Origin of the sequence: Paraburkholderia sediminicola, from assembly GCF_046027825.1 — a bacterium.
GTDB classification, from domain to species: Bacteria; Pseudomonadota; Gammaproteobacteria; order Burkholderiales; family Burkholderiaceae; genus Paraburkholderia; species Paraburkholderia sediminicola_D.
In genome coordinates, this window is the sequence record NZ_JAQQDU010000030.1 from 1 (window position 1) to 17431 (window position 17431).

Consider the following 17431-nt stretch of genomic DNA (forward strand, 5'->3'; position numbering starts at 1 on the left):
CGCCGACTTACTGCGCCGCTTCGACCAGCACAGGTTTGTCGCGATAGAGATTCGGAAACAGACGCTTCAGGTTGGCCACCTTCGGCATATCGTTGATGGCGATATACGCGGAGTTCGGATGCAACGTCAGGTAGTTCTGATGGTACGACTCGGCAGGATAGAAGCCCTTGAACGGCTCCGTCTTCGTGACGATCGGCGCCGGAAAGGCGTGCGCCTTATCGAGTTGCGCGATGTAACTTTGCGCGATATGCCGCTGCGTGTCATTCAGCGGGAATACCGCCGAACGGTATTGTGTGCCGCTGTCCGGCCCCTGGCGGTTCAATTCGGTCGGATCCTGAATCACCGAGAAGTAGACCTGCAGCAGCTGCCCATAGGTGACCTTGGTGGGGTCGAACGTGACCTGCACGGATTCCGCATGGCCGGTGTCGCCGCCGCTGACGGTTTCGTACTGCGCCGTGTCGCGCTGGCCACCCGAATAACCCGACACTGCCTTCGTGACGCCCCGCACGTGCTGGAACACGCCCTGCACGCCCCAGAAGCAGCCACCCGCGAACACGGCGGTTTCTTCGTGCGCGGTCGCAGCGGAAATCGGTTCGTCGAGTGCGGGGGGCGCAATGACAACCCCGGCTTCTGACGAAAATGCCATGCGCTGTGCCAACAGCAGCGCCAGCGCGCCGAGCCCGACCGACAGCGCAAGGGCCGCGCCGCGTGAGCGGGCCGGTTTGCCGATGATGCGTTTCTCGATGTTCATGATGTCTGTCCTGATTCGATCAGCTCGTGCCGCCCGAAGCGGGCGTGAAAGTTAAAGCAAGGCCGTTCATGCAATAGCGCAGGCCGGTCGGTTTGGGTCCGTCGTCGAAAACGTGCCCCAGATGGCCGCCACAGCGCCGGCACAGGACTTCGTCGCGTGTCATGCCGAACGATTTGTCGGTCCGTGTGATGACCGCGTGGTCCATCGGCTGCCAGAAACTCGGCCAGCCGGTACCGCTATCGAATTTCGTCTTCGACGAAAACAACGGCAATGCACAACCGGCGCACGCGAATGTGCCGACCCGGTGCTCGTCGTTGAGCGGGCTGCTGAATGGACGTTCCGTGCCCGCTTCGCGCAGGACGCGGTACTGCGCGTCCGTCAGCAGCTTGTGCCATTCGGCGTCGCTGTGTTTGACCTCATAGGCCGCTGCTGCGCCCAAGTCGGCCGCGCTCGCTGTGCGCCATGCCCCGGTGCCGCCGGCGAGCGACGCCGCACCGATTAACCTGAAGAATGTCCGTCTGCTGCAAGCCATGATGATCGTCCCGGAAAGTCCGCACCGTTCACCCGTTCAGGCGCTGATTGCGGCGCCCACGAGTGGTCTCGACACTTAGTCGTCCAGCAAGGGGATTTATGACAGCATGCGCGTGTTTTTCCGTGACGGCGGCGGTTACAGCGGAAATTTCGTGGTCGACAGGATTTCTTTGAGCACCATAAACGAGCGGATTTGCCGGACACCGGGCAGATAGAGCAACTGCTCCGCGTGCAGACGGTTGAAGCTGTCGCTATCGCGCGTGCGGATCGTCATGAAATAGTCAAACTCACCGGTCACGACATGACATTCCATGCACCCCGCCACCTTCTGCGCTGCCTTCTCGAACGCGGCAAACGACTCCGGCGTGGACCGGTCCAGCACCACGCCGATGATGACCAGCATGCCTGCCCCGGCCGCCTTCGGGTCGATCAATGCGACGACGCCGCGAATCAGCCCCGATTCCTTGAGCCGCTCGACACGCCGCAGACAGGCTGGCGCGCTCAGTTTCACTTTAGCGGCTAGCGCGACATTCGAAATCGACGCATCGGTTTGCAACTGACGCAGGATCGCCCGATCGATGCGATCGAGCGCGTGAAGCGGATCGGCCTCCGCGGATGCGGTTGTGGCGACTTCTGCGGCCTCAGTGGCTGAGATACGACGAACTTTTGTTGTGTTCATATCTTCTGATTCGGCTTTTTATTAAACAATTTTATGCTTCTTAGTTTTAAAAGTATGCCTAACGAAATTTCTTTGCAAGCTCATTTCGTGGGCTTTTCCCTACCATTTGTTTAGCGCGACGGTTTGCTGCTCGCGTCGAACCTACCCTTCCGGAGCTGTCATGAACCTGCAACGATTCCCTCGCTACCCGCTAACTTTTGGTCCCACGCCGATCCAGCCGCTGAAGCGTTTGAGCGACCACTTGGGCGGCAAGGTCCATCTGTACGCGAAGCGCGAGGACTGCAACAGCGGCTTTGCCTTTGGCGGCAACAAGACGCGCAAGCTTGAGTACCTGATTCCGGATGCGTTGGCGCAGGGTTGCGACACGCTGGTGTCGATTGGCGGCATCCAGTCGAACCAGACCCGCCAGGTGGCGGCGGTCGCGGCGCATTTGGGGATGAAGTGCGTGCTGGTGCAGGAGAACTGGGTCAACTATTCGGACGCCGTATACGACCGGGTCGGCAACATCCAGATGTCACGGATTCTGGGCGCTGACGTCCGGCTGGTGGCCGACGGCTTCGACATTGGTTTTCGCAAGAGTTGGGAGGACGCATTGGAGAGCGTGCGCGCTGCGGGCGGCAAGCCGTATGCGATCCCGGCCGGCTGCTCCGACCATCCGCTGGGCGGTCTTGGTTTCGTCGGCTTTGCCGAAGAGGTACGCCAGCAGGAGGCCGAACTCGGCTTCAAATTCGACTACATCGTGGTGTGTTCAGTGACGGGCAGCACCCAGGCCGGCATGTTGGTGGGTTTCGCCGCCGACGGCCGCGCCGAGCGGGTAATCGGCATCGATGCATCGGCGAAACCGGCGCAGACCCGCGAGCAGATCACGCGAATCGCGAAGCAGACCGCAGAAAAAGTCGACCTCGGACGCGACATCACCAACAAGGACGTAGTACTGGACGAGCGCTACGACGGCCCCGAATACGGCTTGCCGAACGAAGGGACGTTGGAGGCGATCCGCCTATGCGCGCGACTCGAGGGTGTGCTGACCGACCCGGTGTACGAGGGCAAATCGATGCACGGCATGATCGACATGGTGAGAAACGGCGAATTCCCGGAGGGCTCACGGGTGTTGTACGCGCATTTGGGTGGCGTGCCGGCACTGAACGCCTACAGCTTCATTTTCCGCAACGAGTAAGCCGCGGCAGTAGGCCCGAGCGCGAGCGGCGGACGACAGGCATCGACCTACGGACCGCGACCGATGTCCGGTACGCGGCGCACGATTCGTAGTGCACGGCGAAAGCGGAAGGCGGAAGGCGGAAGGCGATTAGCCCGCAGCAAAAAAGTCGGTCGCCGCTCCTCGAAATAGCGTTGAACGGACGAGGCCGAAAACGCAAACACGGCGGCCGTTTTTTGAAGTGCGCTTCGGCGCGCGCAGCGCCGCCGGAAGTATGACGGCTTTGTCACTCACGCCGAGTGTGCGAGGACACGGATTCCAGATACACCACTACCGCGACTGCGCGGGGGACCCGCTTAGCAGGGGGTTTGAGCCGCTTTCTTTTGCCTATCTTTTCTTTGCGGCAGGCAAAGAAAAGTAGGTGCCTGCCCCGCACAGGGGCGACGCTAATATACCGATAAGAATTCAAGAAAAGGCCAACACCATAAGCACACAGAAACAAGCGCCGCACAGGCAAAAAAATCAAAGCATCAACCGTTTCCCCAACTGCTCCCGCAAAAACTCAACAAAAACCCGAATCGTGACAGAGCTCTGCCGATGCTGCGGATAAACGGCATAAACAGTAGCCGCCGAAGGCAAAAACTCCTCCAACACGGTCACCAACTGACCGCCATTAAGTGCATCAGCAACAATAAAATCAGGAAGCCGAACAATCCCAAGCCCAGCAACCGCCGCATCGCGAATCAACTCCCCATTATTAGCCCGCAGCGGCCCATGCACCTCAACCCCTTTCACAACACCATCAACAACAAAATCCCAACTCACAGCCCCACCATGCCCATACAACAGGCAAGCATGCCGCGCCAGATCAGCAGGCACACCCGGCGCGCCACGCCGCCGCACATACCCCGGACTGCAACACGCCACCATCCTGACATCAACAAGCTTCTGCGCGATCAACGTGGAATCCGGCAACGTCCCGATCCGTATCGCCATATCAAACCCCTCGCCCACCACATCGACGGTGCGATCACTCAACTCCATATCGAAACGCACATCGCCATGCTCGCGCAGGAAGCTCGCCACCAACGGCGATAGATGCATCATCCCGAACGACATCGGCGCGCTGACCCGCAACAGTCCACGCGGCCCGGCGCGGCGCAGCGACATGGCCTGCTCGGCGTCTTCCACCTCGCCGAGAATGCGCCGCGCGCGCTCATAAAACTCCTGGCCGAGTTCGGTCACGGCCAGCTTGCGCGTATTGCGGATCAGCAGTTGCACGCCAAGCGTCTCCTCCAGCGCCATCACGCGCCGGCTGACGAACTGCTTCGATAGCGCCAGCCGCTTGGCCGCCGCGGTGAAGTTATGGGCGTCGACCGTGGCGACGAAGATCCGCATGTCATCAAGTTGCATTGTATTGTATTGTCTACCTCATCGAGACAGTGTTTCCTATTCACACCAGATTATAACCATCCTGATTGACCTACACTGTCATTCATGGATCGCGGACCAACATCTGGCCGGATCGCACAACAGAACCAAGGAGAAATACGATGCTTGAAATCAGACACGCCAATCAACGCGGCCGCGCGGAGCACGGCTGGCTCAGTTCGCGTCATACGTTTTCCTTCGCGAGCTACCACGACCCGAAGCAGAACGGTTTTTCCGACCTGCTCGTGATCAACGACGACCGCGTCGCACCGGCGCAAGGCTTCGGCAAGCACCCGCACCGTGACATGGAAATCTTTTCGTACGTGCTGGAAGGCGCGCTGGAACATAAGGACACGATGGGCACCGGCTCGGTGATCGTGCCCGGCGACATCCAGTTGATGAGCGCGGGAACCGGCGTCGCGCATAGCGAATACAACCATTCGAAGAGCGAGCCCGTGCACTTCATGCAAATCTGGATTGCACCGGCGCAGAAAGGCACCGCGCCGCGCTATCAGCAACGTCACTTTGGCGCGGACCAGAAGCGCGGCGTATTGCGCCTCGTAATGTCACCGGACGGTGCAGACGGTTCGCTGGAGTTGCAACAGGATGCGCGGGTCTATGCCGGTCTTTTCGACGGTGACGAAACTGCGCGCCTCGAACTGGCCAGTAATCGCTATGCTTATATTCACGTGGCGCGCGGCAGCGTTACGGTGAACGGCGTCGAACTTGGCGAAGGCGACGGCGCGCGGGTCCGCGGCGAAGAAGCCCTGACCTTCACGCAAGGCCACGACGCGGAAGTGTTGGTGTTCGATCTGCGTAACATTGAAATGTCGGAGTTGTGGGCTTAAGCGGCTTAACCCTGTCGATAGACATGGCCGGCTTGAGCGTGGCTCGCCGCGACCTTTGCGGCGAGCCGCACCCTTCCTTAACTACTGAGAAAAATCATGCGCTATACGCTATTTGAAAACCAGAAAGACACAGTCATTCTTGTCGCCCGCATCCTGTTGATGGTGCTGTTCGTGATGTTCGGCTGGTCGAAGCTGACCGGTTTTTCCGGCACCGTCGCTTATATGACGTCGACCGGCGCGCCGGTGCCTGAGGTGTCGGCGGCTATCGCCGTCGTGATGGAGTTTGTTGTGGGCATTGCACTGGTGCTGGGCTTCTACACGCGGCCGCTTGCGTTGCTGCTGGCGCTCTATACGCTCGGCACGGCAATCATCGGTCACCACTACTGGAACATGACGGGTGCGATGCAGTATGAAAACATGATCAACTTCTACAAGAACGTCAGCATCATGGGTGGGCTGCTGTTGTTGTGCGTGACCGGGGCCGGTAAGTATTCAATCGACCGGCGATAAAGTCAGGCTGTCAGGATTCGATAAGCTCGATAAAAAAGCCGCCCGGCAATGCCCGGGCGGCTCTCTGTTTGCTTGAAGCACTCCACACTAGCCGGCAAACTGCGCCAGCACGCGCTCACGAATTGCCGGCCGGATATTCGACTGCGCCATATTGCCTTGATAATGCGCGACCACGCGCGGGTTCATCACGCGAAACCACAGTGGCGGCACATACGCGAACATGATCATGGTCGCGTAACCGGAAGGCAACTGCGGCGCGCCGTCGAAATGACGCAAGGCCTGGTAAGAGCGCGTCGGATTCGCATGATGATCGGCGTGACGCTGCAACTGATACAGAAACAGATTCGTCACGATGCGATTGCTGTTCCATGAGTGCTGCGCCTGGCAGCGCTCATAACGGCCGCTCGCGAGTTGCATGCGGCCGAGCCCGTAGTGCTCCAGATAATTGACCACTTCGAGCAGCGAGGCGCCATACGCCGCCTGAATCAGCAGAAAGGGAATCACTGTTTTGCCGAACAGCGCGATCATCGCGCCCCACAGCACCACCGTCATAGCCCACGAGTGCAGGACTTCATTGCGCCACGTCCAGGGCGATTTGCCGAGCCGCTCGAGCCGATGCTTCTCGAGGCGCCACGCCGACGCGATGCTGCCGAACACCGTGCGCGGCAGAAAACGCCAGAACGACTCGCCGTAGCGCGCGCTCGCCGGATCGGGCGGCGTCGCCACGCGCACATGGTGTCCACGATTGTGTTCGACGAAGAAATGGCCGTAGGCGACCGGCGCCAGCGTAATTTTGGCGAGCCATCGTTCGAAGCCATCGGTCTTGTGGCCAAGCTCGTGCGCGGTATTGATCGACACGCCGGTCGCCGCGCCCAGCGAGAGCGCAAAGCCGAGATAGTCGTACCACGTCAGAGAATGCGTGCCGACGATCCACAGCGCGCCGAAGAACGACACGTATTCGATGAAGGTGGCGAGGTAGACCACCCGGCGGTAATAGCGCTCCCGTTCGAGCGTGGGGACGACTTCCTCGGGTGGATTGCTCGGATCGTCACCGATCAGATAGTCGAGCACCGGAATGATGCCGAACACGAAAATCGGACCGAACCACCAGAAGATATGCCAGCCAGTCTGCAACGCCAGATTCGCGGCGTGCAGCGGCAAGGTGATGGTGAGTGCACCGAGCAGCCACAAATAGCGCTTGCCATCGACCCACCGAGCGGGGGCCGCTTGCGATGATGCCATTGTCTCCCTCCTTGTTTTATGTCGCCTGGTATCAGCACGCTGTGCGCGGGCTAGCCAGTACGCATGTCGGCGGGACCTTGCCCGACTTCCAGATTTATATGGCCTGGCGGGCGGGATAGCCAAGGAATTGGCCTAGGTGGGAGGCTCCAAACAAACGGGGCGTTGGTGCGGCATTGCGGGTGGGCGTCGAGCGGGTGAATGAAACGGGTGTTTGTGGCATGGCAAACGCTGTCCGCGAGGACCGGCCCGGCCTTGGGCTCCGTTAGCCGCAGCGCGCCGCGTCGACGGCCGCTTGGCCGCAGCTAGCCAAATTCACATAATTAAGGCTGAAAACTACGTACGAGCGGGTGTAAAAAACGTAGCGCCACCCGGGTCACCGGGTTCCACCTGGAGTGGAAATTTCACCGCAAGGTGAAAAGAGAGTCCCGCATGCGACGGCTGCCGAAAGGCAGCCGTTGGTTTTTGGGGCACCCAGCATGGGCGCACCAAAAAAAACGGCGGGCCGAAGGTCGCCGTCCACTACTCACACACGCACATCAAACTGTCGCTTCAGCTTCTGCTTCGCTCACCACTTCGTCTGCGTCACTATTGCGGATCAAGTAGTCGAACGCGGAGAGCGATGCCTTCGCGCCCTCGCCCACGGCAATCACGATCTGCTTGAACGGAACCGTGGTCACGTCGCCGGCGGCGAACACGCCCGGCACCGACGTCGCGCCACGTGCGTCGACCACGATCTCGCCGTGCTTCGACAATTCGACCGTGCCCTTCAGCCATTCGGTATTCGGCACGAGACCGATCTGCACGAACACGCCTTCGAGTTCGATGCTCTTCGTTTCGCCCGAACGCAGGTCCTTGTAGACCAGACCGTTGACCTTCTTGCCGTCGCCGGTGACTTCCGTGGTCTGGGCCTGCGTAACGATCGTCACGTTGGCGAGGCTGCGCAACTTGCGTTGCAGCACTTCGTCAGCACGCAGTTGCGCGCCGAATTCGAACAGCGTCACTTCGCGCACGATACCCGCGAGGTCGATTGCCGCTTCGACGCCCGAATTGCCGCCGCCGATCACCGCAACGCGCTTGCCCTTGAACAGCGGACCATCGCAGTGCGGGCAGTACGCCACGCCGTGGTTACGGTACTCACGCTCACCCGGCACGTTGATTTCGCGCCAGCGGGCACCCGTCGCCAGAATGATCGTCTTTGCCTTCAGCACCGCGCCATTCGCAAGACGCACTTCGTTGATGCGGCCCGGGATCAGCGCTTCAGCGCGCTGCACGTCCATGATGTCGACTTCGTAGCTCTTCACGTGCTGCTCGAGCGCCATGGCGAACTTCGGTCCTTCCGTTTCCGTCACGGAGACGAAGTTTTCGATCGCCAGCGTATCGAGCACCTGGCCGCCGAAGCGTTCCGCCACGACACCCGTCGCAATACCCTTGCGCGCCGAGTAAATCGCAGCCGCCGCACCCGCAGGACCGCCACCGACGATCAGCGTGTCGAACACCGGCTTCTTTTCCAGTTCCTTAGCCGCACGCGCGCCGGCATTGGTGTCGAGCTTTGCGAGAATTTCCTTCACGCCGCTGCGGCCCTGGCCGAACACTTCGCCGTTCATGAACATGGTCGGTACCGCCATGATCTGGCGCGCTTCGACTTCGTTCTGGAACAGCGCACCGTCGATCGCCACGTGGCGGATGCGCGGGTTGAGCAGCGCCATCACGTTCAACGCCTGCACGACTTCCGGGCAGTTCTGGCATGACAGCGAAAAATACGTTTCGAATTGATAGTCGCCGTCGAGACTGCGGATCTGTTCGATCACCGCGTCGTCGAGTTTGACCGGATGGCCGCCGACCTGCAAAAGCGCGAGGACGAGCGACGTGAATTCATGCCCCATCGGAATGCCGGCGAAACGGATGCCCGTCTCCTTGCCCGGCTCGCCGATCGAAAACGACGGCTTGCGCTCGGCGTCGCCGCGACGTTCGATCACGGTGACGCGTTCCGACAACGTCGCGATATCGTTCAGCAATGCCAGCAGCTCTTGCGATTTCGCGCCGTCGTCAAGCGAGGCGACGATCTCGATAGGCCTGCTAACCTTTTCGAGGTAGGATTTCAACTGAGTCTTGAGATTGGCGTCCAGCATGGCTTTCGATTCCGTGACGAGGGGTGTTTGATCCCGGCGCCGCACGCATCCGAATAGGAGGCGCGCAGCCCGGGGGCGTGCGAACCGCTGTAAGAAGCAGTCCGCACGGCGGTGCGCCGTGAGGCGCTTACTGCGGGAGGCTTTTCAGACCTTAGATCTTGCCGATCAGGTCGAGCGACGGGGTCAGCGTTTCAGCGCCCGGCGTCCACTTGGCGGGGCAAACTTCACCCGGGTGAGCCGCGATGTATTGCGCAGCTTGAACCTTGCGCAGCAGTTCGCCGGCGTCACGGCCGATGCCGTTGTCGTGAATTTCGGCCAGCTTGATCTCGCCTTCCGGGTTGATCACGAACGTGCCGCGCAGTGCCAGACCTTCTTCTTCGATCAGCACGTCGAAGTTGCGCGAGATTGCCAGCGTCGGGTCAGCGAGCATCGGGTACTTGATCTTCTGGATCGTGTCCGACGTGTCGTGCCATGCCTTGTGCGTGAAGTGCGTATCGGTCGACACGCTGTAGATTTCGACGCCGAGCTTCTTGAATTCGGCGTAACGATCGGCCAGATCGCCCAGTTCAGTCGGGCAGACAAACGTGAAGTCAGCCGGGTAGAAAACGAAAACCGACCACTTGCCCTTCAGGCTCTCTTCAGTGACGGTCTGGAAATCGCCATTGTGGTAGGCCTGTGCCTTGAACGGTTTGACTTGACTGTTGATGATCGGCATTTACTGAGTCCTCTTTCGGGGTGGTTGGAAAGTGGAGTCAGTATGTCAGACGTTACTTAATAGGTAAAGTGGTGCGTTTTAATTATGGCGATAGTTTATTGCTATTTGAATAGCCTCCGGCGACTATTGCATCGCACCATTCCTCGGGTCAGTCCCTCATAAGCCGCCAAAGGGTTGTGCGGCCGATTCCCAACGCCCGGCTTGCCGCAGCGCGATTGCCGCCAGCCTGTTCGAGCGCGCGCATGGCATCGTCACGGGTGGGTGGGCGACGGGCTGAGGCATCGCCGTCAGCGTGGGCGTGAACCATGGCGCCATGCCCGTCCGCGACGGTCTGCCGCATCCGCCCGAACTCCGGAAACACCGCCTGCAGGTCCTGCCAGCCCTCGCCGGCCGATTCGCTCAGATAAATCGCGGCGCGCGCCAGCAGATTTTCCAGCTCCCGCACATTGCCGGGCCACGCATAGTGCTCGAACAAAGGCGTGAGGAACGCCAGCACCCGCTCGAGCGCGGCATCCGACAGCCCGTATTGGAGCGCACTGCGGTTCAACAGGTGCCCTGCCAGTTGCGCGACATCGCTGCGCCTGTCGCGCAGCGGCGGCAATTCTATCTGAAGCAGATTCAGCCGAAAATACAGATCCGCGCGAAACACGCCCTGCTCGACCAGCGCATGCAGATCGCGATGCGTGGCGGCGATCACCCGCACGTCGACGGGGGTCGCGCGTCCGGAGCCGAGCTTCATGACTTCGCGTTCCTGCAAGACCCGCAGCAGCCGGCTTTGCAGCGCCGCCGGCATCTCGCCGATTTCGTCGAGGAAGATCGTTCCCGTGTGGGCGATTTCGAAGAGGCCCGGCTTGCCGCCCCGCCGCGCGCCGGTGAACGCGCCTTCCTCATGACCGAACAATTCGCTCTCGATCAGGCCTTCGGGCAGCGCCGCGCAATTAAAGGCGACAAACGGATTGCCGCGCCGCCGGCTGGCATTGTGAATGCCCTGTGCGACCAGTTCCTTGCCGGTGCCGCTTTCGCCGCTCAACAGCACGGTGGCATCGTGAGCGGCGCCCGCGCGTGCGAGCCGCCGCACCCGCTCGAGCGCCACGGAGTTGCCGACCAGATCGTCCAGTTGGTGCCGCGCGACCAGATGCTTCGGCCGCTGGCTGGTACGCAGCGAGCGGTCGATCCGCTGCGCGACCAGCGCGTCCTGCACCGTGACCACCGAGCCGGATCGCACGCCCTGCTCCACGATCGGCACGCAGTTGACGATCAGCGCGCGCCCGCCGATCTGCTCGATTCGTTCCTCGACCGGCATGTCGTGCTCGAGCGTCTCGCGCAGTAACGGGCCGACGGCGCACATCAATTGCGCCGGGACGTCCTGTTCGCGGTCGAGGCCGAGCAGATCGAGCATCGCCGGATTGACGGCTTCGACCTGACCGGCGTCGTCGAACGCAGCCACGCCGTCACGCAGATGGGCGACGATCGTATTCAGGCGCACCCGCTTCGATTCCTTCTGGCGGCTCACGCGCGCCAGTTCGACCGAGCGCTCAAACGCTTCTTCGACAGCGCCCAGCGAGTACAGAAAGACACTCTCCAGACCCGCTTGCTGCGCGAAATCGCAGGCCATACCGGGGCCGATGATGACGCTGCAACCCTCTGCCGCGAGGCCCGCGACCGCGAGCCGCACTTCGTCGATCGAGCGATAGGCGCGCTGTTTCAGGCCGACGGTCAGCCACGCGCTCAGATCCGCAAGTTCGTGTGAGATGGTTTCGTGCTGGACAAGGCCGATTTTTGCGCCGGGCCAGGTCGTCGTGGCGCGGGTGATGGCGCTCAGCACGTCGAAGCCGTTCACCTTGACCATGACCACCGGCACACTCAGGTTGTCGCGCAGGTAGGCGCCGTTCGATCCGGCTGCCAGCACGACATCGACCGAGCCGGCGTCCACATAGGCCTGCAAGGCCGTGACGGCCGCGCCGTAGCCTTCCCGGACCGAAAAGAACCGGGCCTGACCGGTGTAACGAGGCGCGACTGTCTCGCAAAGCGATTGCAACCGGCTGATACTGACCAAGGCAACGCCTGGGCGGCCGGAATGGGGCTGGGCAAGGGACGACGTGAAAGTGGACATGCGACGCTCCGCTCGTAGCTGGAACGTTCCATGAAACGTTTCATGGAACATATCGACATTCTGCCATGAACCGCGGCGGCGCTCCCGTTTCATCTAACTTGCTGATTGTTCGGCACAAATTCTGAGGGCTGGCAAATGGCATGCTTCCTGCGGAGATCAACTCATTTCCGCGTTCTATCACCCACTTTCCCATCTGGAGACACACCGTCATGAGCACTTCCGCTAATCGTCGCGCCGCGTTCCGCGCCAAGGTCAACCAACGCCAGGGCCTGCTCGTCCCGGGCGCCTTTAACGCGATGAGCGCGCGCGTGATTGAAGACGCCGGCTTCGAGGCGATCTACATCACGGGTGCAGGCGTCACCAACATGTCGCTCGGACTGCCGGATCTCGGCTTCATCGGCCTTGCCGAAGTCGCCGAGCATTGCGCGCGGATTCGCGACGCGGTCGCGCTGCCCCTGATCGTCGACGCCGACACGGGCTTCGGTAACGCGTTGAACGTGCGCCAGACCGTGCGCGTGCTCGAACGCAGCGGCGCCGACGTGATCCAGTTCGAAGACCAGATCATGCCGAAGAAATGCGGCCACTTCGCCGGCAAGGAAGTCGTCAGCACGAGTGAGATGGTCGGCAAGATCCGTGCGGCCGTCGATGCCCGCGAAGACGGCAACCTGCAGATCATGGCGCGCACCGATTCGGCCGCCGTGCACGGCATCGAAGACGCGATCGAGCGCGGCCATCGCTTCATCGAGGCCGGCGCCGATATTCTGTTTATCGAGGCGACCGAATCGCTCGCCGACATCGAACGGTTGCCGTCGCTGTTCGACAAGCCGCAACTGATTAACATCGTGATTGGCGGCAAGACGCCGGTGCAATCGCGTGAAGCGCTCGCCAAGCTCGGCTACGGCATCGTCCTGTACGCGAACGCGGCGCTGCAAGGCGCAGTGCTCGGCATGCAACGCGCGCTCGGCACGTTGCAGAGCAATGGCCGCCTCGATGAAGACGCCACGCTCGTCGCGCCGTTCAGCGAACGCCAGCGCCTGGTCAACAAGCCGCTGTACGACAAGCTCGATCGCGAATACGCGGCAAAAGACTGAGCGGCGGGAAAGGCCGTGTTTCCGGCGCGCGCCTCGCGATGTTGGCGTGGCGCGCCGCTGTCTGCTGCGGATTGTTGCGTTACGATGCAGGGCTGGCTGACACCAGACAGGCCGCGACCTCGTTGCTCGTCTCTACTGCGGGGTGCCGGAAACACGCTTTCGAAAGGTAGTCGCAAGAACATGAAGTCAACACAAACACGCGGGACATGCCGGCACGCTAGAGGCGTCATCGAATTCACACGCAATGGCCAGGCGCCGAGGACGGTGCAATGACCGGCGGCGCACGTAATTCACATGTCGGCTGGCTGCCGTATATCGTCGCGGCCACCTTCTTCATGGAGTATCTCGACACCACGGTGATCGCCACGGCGTTGCCGCAAATGGCGCACTCGTTCGGCGTCGGGCCGAACAGCCTGAGCCTCGGCATGACGGCTTACATGCTGGCGCTGGCGATCTTCATCCCCGTAAGTGGCTGGGTCGCCGACCGCTGCGGCTCGCGCACGGTGTTCTTCAGCGCGATTGGCGTGTTCACGGTCGCTTCGGTGTTGTGCGGCTTATCGCAAAACGTGACCGAATTTACGGCCGCCCGGCTGCTGCAAGGCATGGGCGGCGCGATGATGGTGCCGGTGGGCCGTTTGATCGTGGTGCGCAGCACGGAGAAGAGCCGGATGATGCAGGCGATCTCGACCATCACCTGGCCGGCCATTGCCGCGCCGGTGGTCGGACCGCCGGTGGGCGGCTTCATCACCACCTATGCGTCATGGCGCTGGATCTTTCTGCTAAACGTACCGTTCGGTCTGGCAGCGATGGCGGTTGCACTCGCGCTGGTGCCGAACCTGCGCGGCACCGAACGCAAGCCGCTCGACGTCGTCGGGCTCGTGCTGAGCGCCACGACACTGACGGCGATTCTGTATGGCGCTGAACTGGCGAGCCAGCCCAGCGAAAATCCGTGGGTGGCAGGCGCGATCATTCTCGGCGGATTGCTGATGGGCGTGGTGGCGTTCCAGCACGCGAAGCGTCACCCGCATCCGCTGATCGATGTCTCCACGCTGAAAATCCCGACTTTTTCCGTGACGGTGGTGACGGGATCGTTCACGCGTATCGGTATTGGCGCGGTGCCGTATCTGATGCCGCTGCTGTTCCAGATCGGCTTCGGGTTGTCGGCGTTCAAGTCAGGGCTGCTGTTATTGGCGAGCGCGCTCGGCAACCTCGGCATGAAGGCGCTGACCACGCGCATCCTGCAACGCTACGGTTTCCGCATGGTGTCGATTATCGACGTGATGGTGGCCGGTGTTTTCATCATTGCCTGCGGGCTGTTGACGCCGAACGTGCCGCTTGTACTGGTGTTGTTCGTCGTGTTCATTTACGGCGTAGCACGCTCGATGCAATTCTCGACGCTTGCCACGCTCGCCTACGCGGATGTCGCACAGCCGCAGATGAGCGCGGCGAGCACGCTATGGAGCGCCGCCGCGCAGATGACGATCGGCTTGGGCATCGCCTTTGGCGCCGTCTCGCTGCGCGCGGCAGCGTTCTTCAACGGCGAGACAAGCGGTCGCGTATTCACCCTTGACGATTTCCGCCTCGCGTTTCTGTTTGCCGGTGTGCTGACGCTGGCGTCCGTGACCGGCTACGTGGGTCTCGCGCGCAACGCAGGACAGAGCATCGGCGGCGGTTCGCGCGGCACCGAAGACCCGGCAAAAAGCTGAGCGCGATGCTGGCTGGATGGAAGGGCTTGAAGCGGCAGCGGTCAACGGGCACCGCCTCCTTTGATTGCTTGATCAAAACAAGCGGAGACACGCGGTGCAAGCAGACGATCTGACGATTTCGAACAACAAGGCCGACCTCGACATAGAGATGATCTACGCGTTCCTGTCGCAGGAGACAGCATGGGCGAAGGGCATGCCACGCGAGACCTTCGACCGGGCGATCGAGGGGTCGCTATGTTTCGGCGCCTACATCGAAGGCAAGCAGATCGCGTTTGCTCGCCTGATAACGGACCAGGCGACATTCGCCTATCTGTGCGATGTCTTCGTGCTGCCCGCGTACCGGGGCAACGGATACGCGTCAGCGTTGATGAAGAGGTATTCGCCAGCCCATCGCTGACCGGTTTGCGCAGAATCGTGCTGGTAACGACAGACGCCCACCACGTCTACAAGCCGCACGGCTTCAAGGAACTGGTGACGCCGGAGCGCTATATGGAACTGCATAACCCGGACGTTTACAAGACGGCTCGAGCGAAGCTTGAGCGGCTGATGGCTGGCGTGCCGGTTGGCGGCAGATGAGACGCCGGATTGATGAACGGCCGCCGCCGCTCCAGATCCATATGGTTCCGGAATGCCTGGCGCACTATGCAAACACCCCTTCCCTGACCCACTTGGTCATAATCCATTTCTCGCCTTCCAGAACGGGCGCGCCCCCATGTAAGCTCAAAGGATCGAGTTGCCGCGCCCCATTCATATAGCGAAAGTAAACAGCGCCCCCCCGCTTCGGGGCAACCGACACGCCAGCATCGGGGAAAAAAGTCTCCCCGCCGGCGGCCACATCGTTGAGATACAAAACCAGCGTTGCAACCCGCTGGCCGCCGCGCGCCATATGCACGCCACTGCCCGTCTGCGACGGCGGAAAATAATCGAAGTGCGCGCGATATTCGGCGCCAACCCCATACCTCAGCACCTGGAACCCCTCACCATTGTCGACAGGCCAGTTCATCAAGCTGGCAAAGCGCTTTTCCAACCGTTCGAGGAAAGGGTCCGCGCCGCGGTGATACCAGGCACCTTCACTCGTGCGATTGGGGATCACGTCATTCGCCCCGTTCTCAGGATTGACGGTAGTGGACCGCTTGAGCAACGGACGTGACCGTTCGATCATCTCATCGCACTCTTCGTCCGACATCACGTCGGCGAATGCGATGATCTGCGGGCGCTCGCAGCGCATCAGCACTCTGACGTCGCGATCGTAGGCACGAATGACGTTGCCCGCAGCGACCGGCGCCGGATCGTAGCGGTACTCACCCGCGGCCGCCTCGATACCGCTTGGGGTGGCAGCAAGGGGCGCGCGAGCCGTTTCGGCAGCATCGAATGAAGCGTTCACGGTAGCTTGCGCGAGTTCCGACTCGAAGCCGGCGCCGACCATGGCCTCCACCAACGCCGCAGGGCTAAAGCCGCGCTCGACATGACTGCTCAACCAGGCTTTCACGGCATCATTTACGACCGGCATACGTCTCATCCCACATCCAGAGTTCGCTCGCTCAGCACACACAGACCCGGCGCGCGGCCAGTCTGGCGAGGCTGACTAAAGCAAAAGATGATAGGTGGCCATCCCGTCGCATTTCACGCGACGATTCGGAAACGGGCTTTGGCTGAAACGCATTGAGCGTCGGATCCGACGCAGCACTATCCGAGAAATTTCCTGCTCGCCTACGCGTGGGCGAACGAGGCGTACCTGAACGCCTGCAACTGTTGTGGCGCTGTCATCGGCGCGCCATGTTCGGCAGGTACTTTCCTGCGACAACATAACCCGTCCCGACCCCATGCCACAGCCTTCCGTGCGCGACAACCGCAGCCGGCTCCTGAAAGGCGGCCGCTTTGCTTAAGGCCGCCTCCGCCAGCGCGCTGCTCAACGCCTTTCTCATGGCCCTGCAGATCGCCATCGGCTTAACAGCGCATTCGGACGGGCTGTTCGCTGATGGTATTCACACCTTGAGCGACCTGGCCGCCGACAGCGTCGTGCTTGTCGTGCTGTACCTCAGCACGAAGCAACTGAACGGAACGCCGCGTGAAGGGGACGGCAGCGCCTCGCAAGCCGTGGCGTCCCTCCTGATCGCCGTGCTGCTGATTGTCACAGCAGCCGAAATGCTCTGGCACAGCATCGGGCAAACCGCCACGTTGAGCGGCAACACGACGATGCTGGTCAGCGCGCTCGCCGTCAGCGGATTCGTCACGATCGCCAAGGAAACGCTGTTCCGCTACATGCGCGCCGAAGGCCAGCGCACCGGCTCGGCGATTCTGCTGGCCAGTGCATGGCATGCGCGAATGGATGCGGTATCGGCGCTGGTCGCCACCCTGGGTGTGGCCGGCAGCATGGCGGGTATGCCGATGCTCGACCACGTGGCAGGCGCGGCGATCGGCCTGATGATCATGCGCATGGGGTGCGTCAGCGCACGCAACGCATTGGCGCAACTGTCAGCCGGCGCAGCAGAAAAAACCGCCGCAGGTCACGCGGCCGAATAACGCGTG

The 17431-nt window shown here is 61.5% G+C and carries 15 protein-coding genes and 1 pseudogene; 7 read left to right on the top strand and 9 right to left on the bottom strand.

Annotated features, from left to right (window positions below):
* Positions 1–7: 7 nt before the first annotated feature.
* The 3 genes from msrA to PQQ96_RS17870 form a co-directional block, all read right to left on the bottom strand.
* Entirely contained in the window at positions 8–751 is a 744-nt protein-coding gene (msrA, locus tag PQQ96_RS17860) for a peptide-methionine (S)-S-oxide reductase MsrA (protein ID WP_408294343.1), read from the bottom strand.
* Positions 752–770: 19 nt separating this feature from the next.
* Positions 771–1283 (bottom strand): peptide-methionine (R)-S-oxide reductase MsrB, encoded by a 513-nt coding sequence (gene msrB, locus PQQ96_RS17865; RefSeq protein WP_408294346.1) that lies wholly within the window; start codon positions 1281–1283, stop codon positions 771–773.
* A 135-nt stretch (positions 1284–1418) separates the two neighbouring features.
* Positions 1419–1961 carry an Lrp/AsnC family transcriptional regulator gene (locus PQQ96_RS17870; RefSeq protein WP_408294349.1) on the bottom strand — a complete coding sequence of 181 codons (543 nt, stop codon included), beginning with the start codon at positions 1959–1961 and terminating at the stop codon, positions 1419–1421.
* Between the two features lie 160 nt (positions 1962–2121).
* Between PQQ96_RS17870 and PQQ96_RS17875 the strand changes: the two genes are divergently transcribed.
* Positions 2122–3138, top strand: coding sequence for a 1-aminocyclopropane-1-carboxylate deaminase (locus tag PQQ96_RS17875; protein WP_408294352.1), 1017 nt, complete (start codon positions 2122–2124; stop codon positions 3136–3138).
* A gap of 501 nt (positions 3139–3639) precedes the next feature.
* Here the strand turns inward: PQQ96_RS17875 and PQQ96_RS17880 are convergent.
* A complete protein-coding gene (locus PQQ96_RS17880) occupies positions 3640–4530 on the bottom strand; it encodes a LysR family transcriptional regulator (protein ID WP_408294355.1) in 891 nt (296 codons plus the stop codon).
* 140 nt (positions 4531–4670) lie between these two features.
* On the opposite strand from PQQ96_RS17880, the gene PQQ96_RS17885 reads away from it, so the two are divergent.
* Together PQQ96_RS17885 and PQQ96_RS17890 are read left to right on the top strand one after the other, a co-directional pair.
* The gene (locus tag PQQ96_RS17885; RefSeq protein ID WP_408294358.1) at positions 4671–5396 is read left to right on the top strand and encodes a pirin family protein; all 726 of its coding nucleotides are present in this window, start codon (positions 4671–4673) and stop codon (positions 5394–5396) included.
* A gap of 96 nt (positions 5397–5492) precedes the next feature.
* Entirely contained in the window at positions 5493–5906 is a 414-nt protein-coding gene (locus tag PQQ96_RS17890; protein ID WP_408294361.1) for a DoxX family protein, read from the top strand.
* An 87-nt stretch (positions 5907–5993) separates the two neighbouring features.
* On the opposite strand, the gene PQQ96_RS17895 is transcribed toward PQQ96_RS17890, so the two are convergent.
* The 4 genes from PQQ96_RS17895 to prpR all read right to left on the bottom strand — a co-directional run bounded on the left by PQQ96_RS17895 (position 5994) and on the right by prpR (position 12105).
* A complete protein-coding gene (locus PQQ96_RS17895) occupies positions 5994–7148 on the bottom strand; it encodes an alkane 1-monooxygenase (RefSeq protein ID WP_408294364.1) in 1155 nt (384 codons plus the stop codon).
* A 536-nt stretch (positions 7149–7684) separates the two neighbouring features.
* Positions 7685–9277 (bottom strand): alkyl hydroperoxide reductase subunit F, encoded by a 1593-nt coding sequence (ahpF, locus tag PQQ96_RS17900; protein WP_408294367.1) that lies wholly within the window; start codon positions 9275–9277, stop codon positions 7685–7687.
* A 151-nt stretch (positions 9278–9428) separates the two neighbouring features.
* On the bottom strand, positions 9429–9992 hold the full coding sequence (gene ahpC, locus PQQ96_RS17905) for an alkyl hydroperoxide reductase subunit C (protein ID WP_063499251.1): 564 nt from the start codon (positions 9990–9992) through the stop codon (positions 9429–9431).
* A gap of 148 nt (positions 9993–10140) precedes the next feature.
* Complete coding sequence (prpR, locus tag PQQ96_RS17910) at positions 10141–12105, bottom strand: propionate catabolism operon regulatory protein PrpR (RefSeq protein WP_408294370.1); 1965 nt, start codon at positions 12103–12105, stop codon at positions 10141–10143.
* A 209-nt stretch (positions 12106–12314) separates the two neighbouring features.
* On the opposite strand from prpR, the gene PQQ96_RS17915 reads away from it, so the two are divergent.
* The 3 genes and pseudogenes from PQQ96_RS17915 to PQQ96_RS17925 all read left to right on the top strand — a co-directional run bounded on the left by PQQ96_RS17915 (position 12315) and on the right by PQQ96_RS17925 (position 15478).
* A complete protein-coding gene (locus PQQ96_RS17915) occupies positions 12315–13196 on the top strand; it encodes an isocitrate lyase/PEP mutase family protein (RefSeq protein WP_408294373.1) in 882 nt (293 codons plus the stop codon).
* Positions 13197–13465: 269 nt separating this feature from the next.
* Positions 13466–14902, top strand: a complete 1437-nt coding sequence (locus tag PQQ96_RS17920; protein WP_408294376.1) for an MFS transporter — start codon at positions 13466–13468, stop codon at positions 14900–14902.
* A gap of 94 nt (positions 14903–14996) precedes the next feature.
* Positions 14997–15478 (top strand): annotated as a pseudogene (locus PQQ96_RS17925) (GNAT family N-acetyltransferase).
* A gap of 64 nt (positions 15479–15542) precedes the next feature.
* Here PQQ96_RS17925 and PQQ96_RS17930 read toward each other — a convergent pair.
* Positions 15543–16412, bottom strand: a complete 870-nt coding sequence (locus tag PQQ96_RS17930) for a 2OG-Fe(II) oxygenase (protein WP_408294379.1) — start codon at positions 16410–16412, stop codon at positions 15543–15545.
* Positions 16413–16780: 368 nt separating this feature from the next.
* Between PQQ96_RS17930 and PQQ96_RS17935 the strand changes: the two genes are divergently transcribed.
* Positions 16781–17425 (top strand): cation diffusion facilitator family transporter, encoded by a 645-nt coding sequence (locus PQQ96_RS17935; RefSeq protein WP_408294382.1) that lies wholly within the window; start codon positions 16781–16783, stop codon positions 17423–17425.
* Positions 17426–17431 lie beyond the last annotated feature (6 nt).

Coding starts and splice junctions, on each gene's coding strand:
- PQQ96_RS17930 (WP_408294379.1), bottom strand. CDS start 16,412: ATGCCGGTCGTAAATGATGCCGTGAAAGCCTGGTTGAGCAGTCATGTC.
- msrB (WP_408294346.1), bottom strand. CDS start 1,283: ATGGCTTGCAGCAGACGGACATTCTTCAGGTTAATCGGTGCGGCGTCG.
- prpR (WP_408294370.1), bottom strand. CDS start 12,105: ATGTCCACTTTCACGTCGTCCCTTGCCCAGCCCCATTCCGGCCGCCCA.
- PQQ96_RS17890 (WP_408294361.1), top strand. CDS start 5,493: ATGCGCTATACGCTATTTGAAAACCAGAAAGACACAGTCATTCTTGTC.
- PQQ96_RS17895 (WP_408294364.1), bottom strand. CDS start 7,148: ATGGCATCATCGCAAGCGGCCCCCGCTCGGTGGGTCGATGGCAAGCGC.
- PQQ96_RS17870 (WP_408294349.1), bottom strand. CDS start 1,961: ATGAACACAACAAAAGTTCGTCGTATCTCAGCCACTGAGGCCGCAGAA.
- PQQ96_RS17875 (WP_408294352.1), top strand. CDS start 2,122: ATGAACCTGCAACGATTCCCTCGCTACCCGCTAACTTTTGGTCCCACG.
- PQQ96_RS17915 (WP_408294373.1), top strand. CDS start 12,315: ATGAGCACTTCCGCTAATCGTCGCGCCGCGTTCCGCGCCAAGGTCAAC.
- ahpC (WP_063499251.1), bottom strand. CDS start 9,992: ATGCCGATCATCAACAGTCAAGTCAAACCGTTCAAGGCACAGGCCTAC.
- PQQ96_RS17920 (WP_408294376.1), top strand. CDS start 13,466: ATGACCGGCGGCGCACGTAATTCACATGTCGGCTGGCTGCCGTATATC.
- PQQ96_RS17885 (WP_408294358.1), top strand. CDS start 4,671: ATGCTTGAAATCAGACACGCCAATCAACGCGGCCGCGCGGAGCACGGC.
- PQQ96_RS17880 (WP_408294355.1), bottom strand. CDS start 4,530: ATGCAACTTGATGACATGCGGATCTTCGTCGCCACGGTCGACGCCCAT.
- ahpF (WP_408294367.1), bottom strand. CDS start 9,277: ATGCTGGACGCCAATCTCAAGACTCAGTTGAAATCCTACCTCGAAAAG.
- msrA (WP_408294343.1), bottom strand. CDS start 751: ATGAACATCGAGAAACGCATCATCGGCAAACCGGCCCGCTCACGCGGC.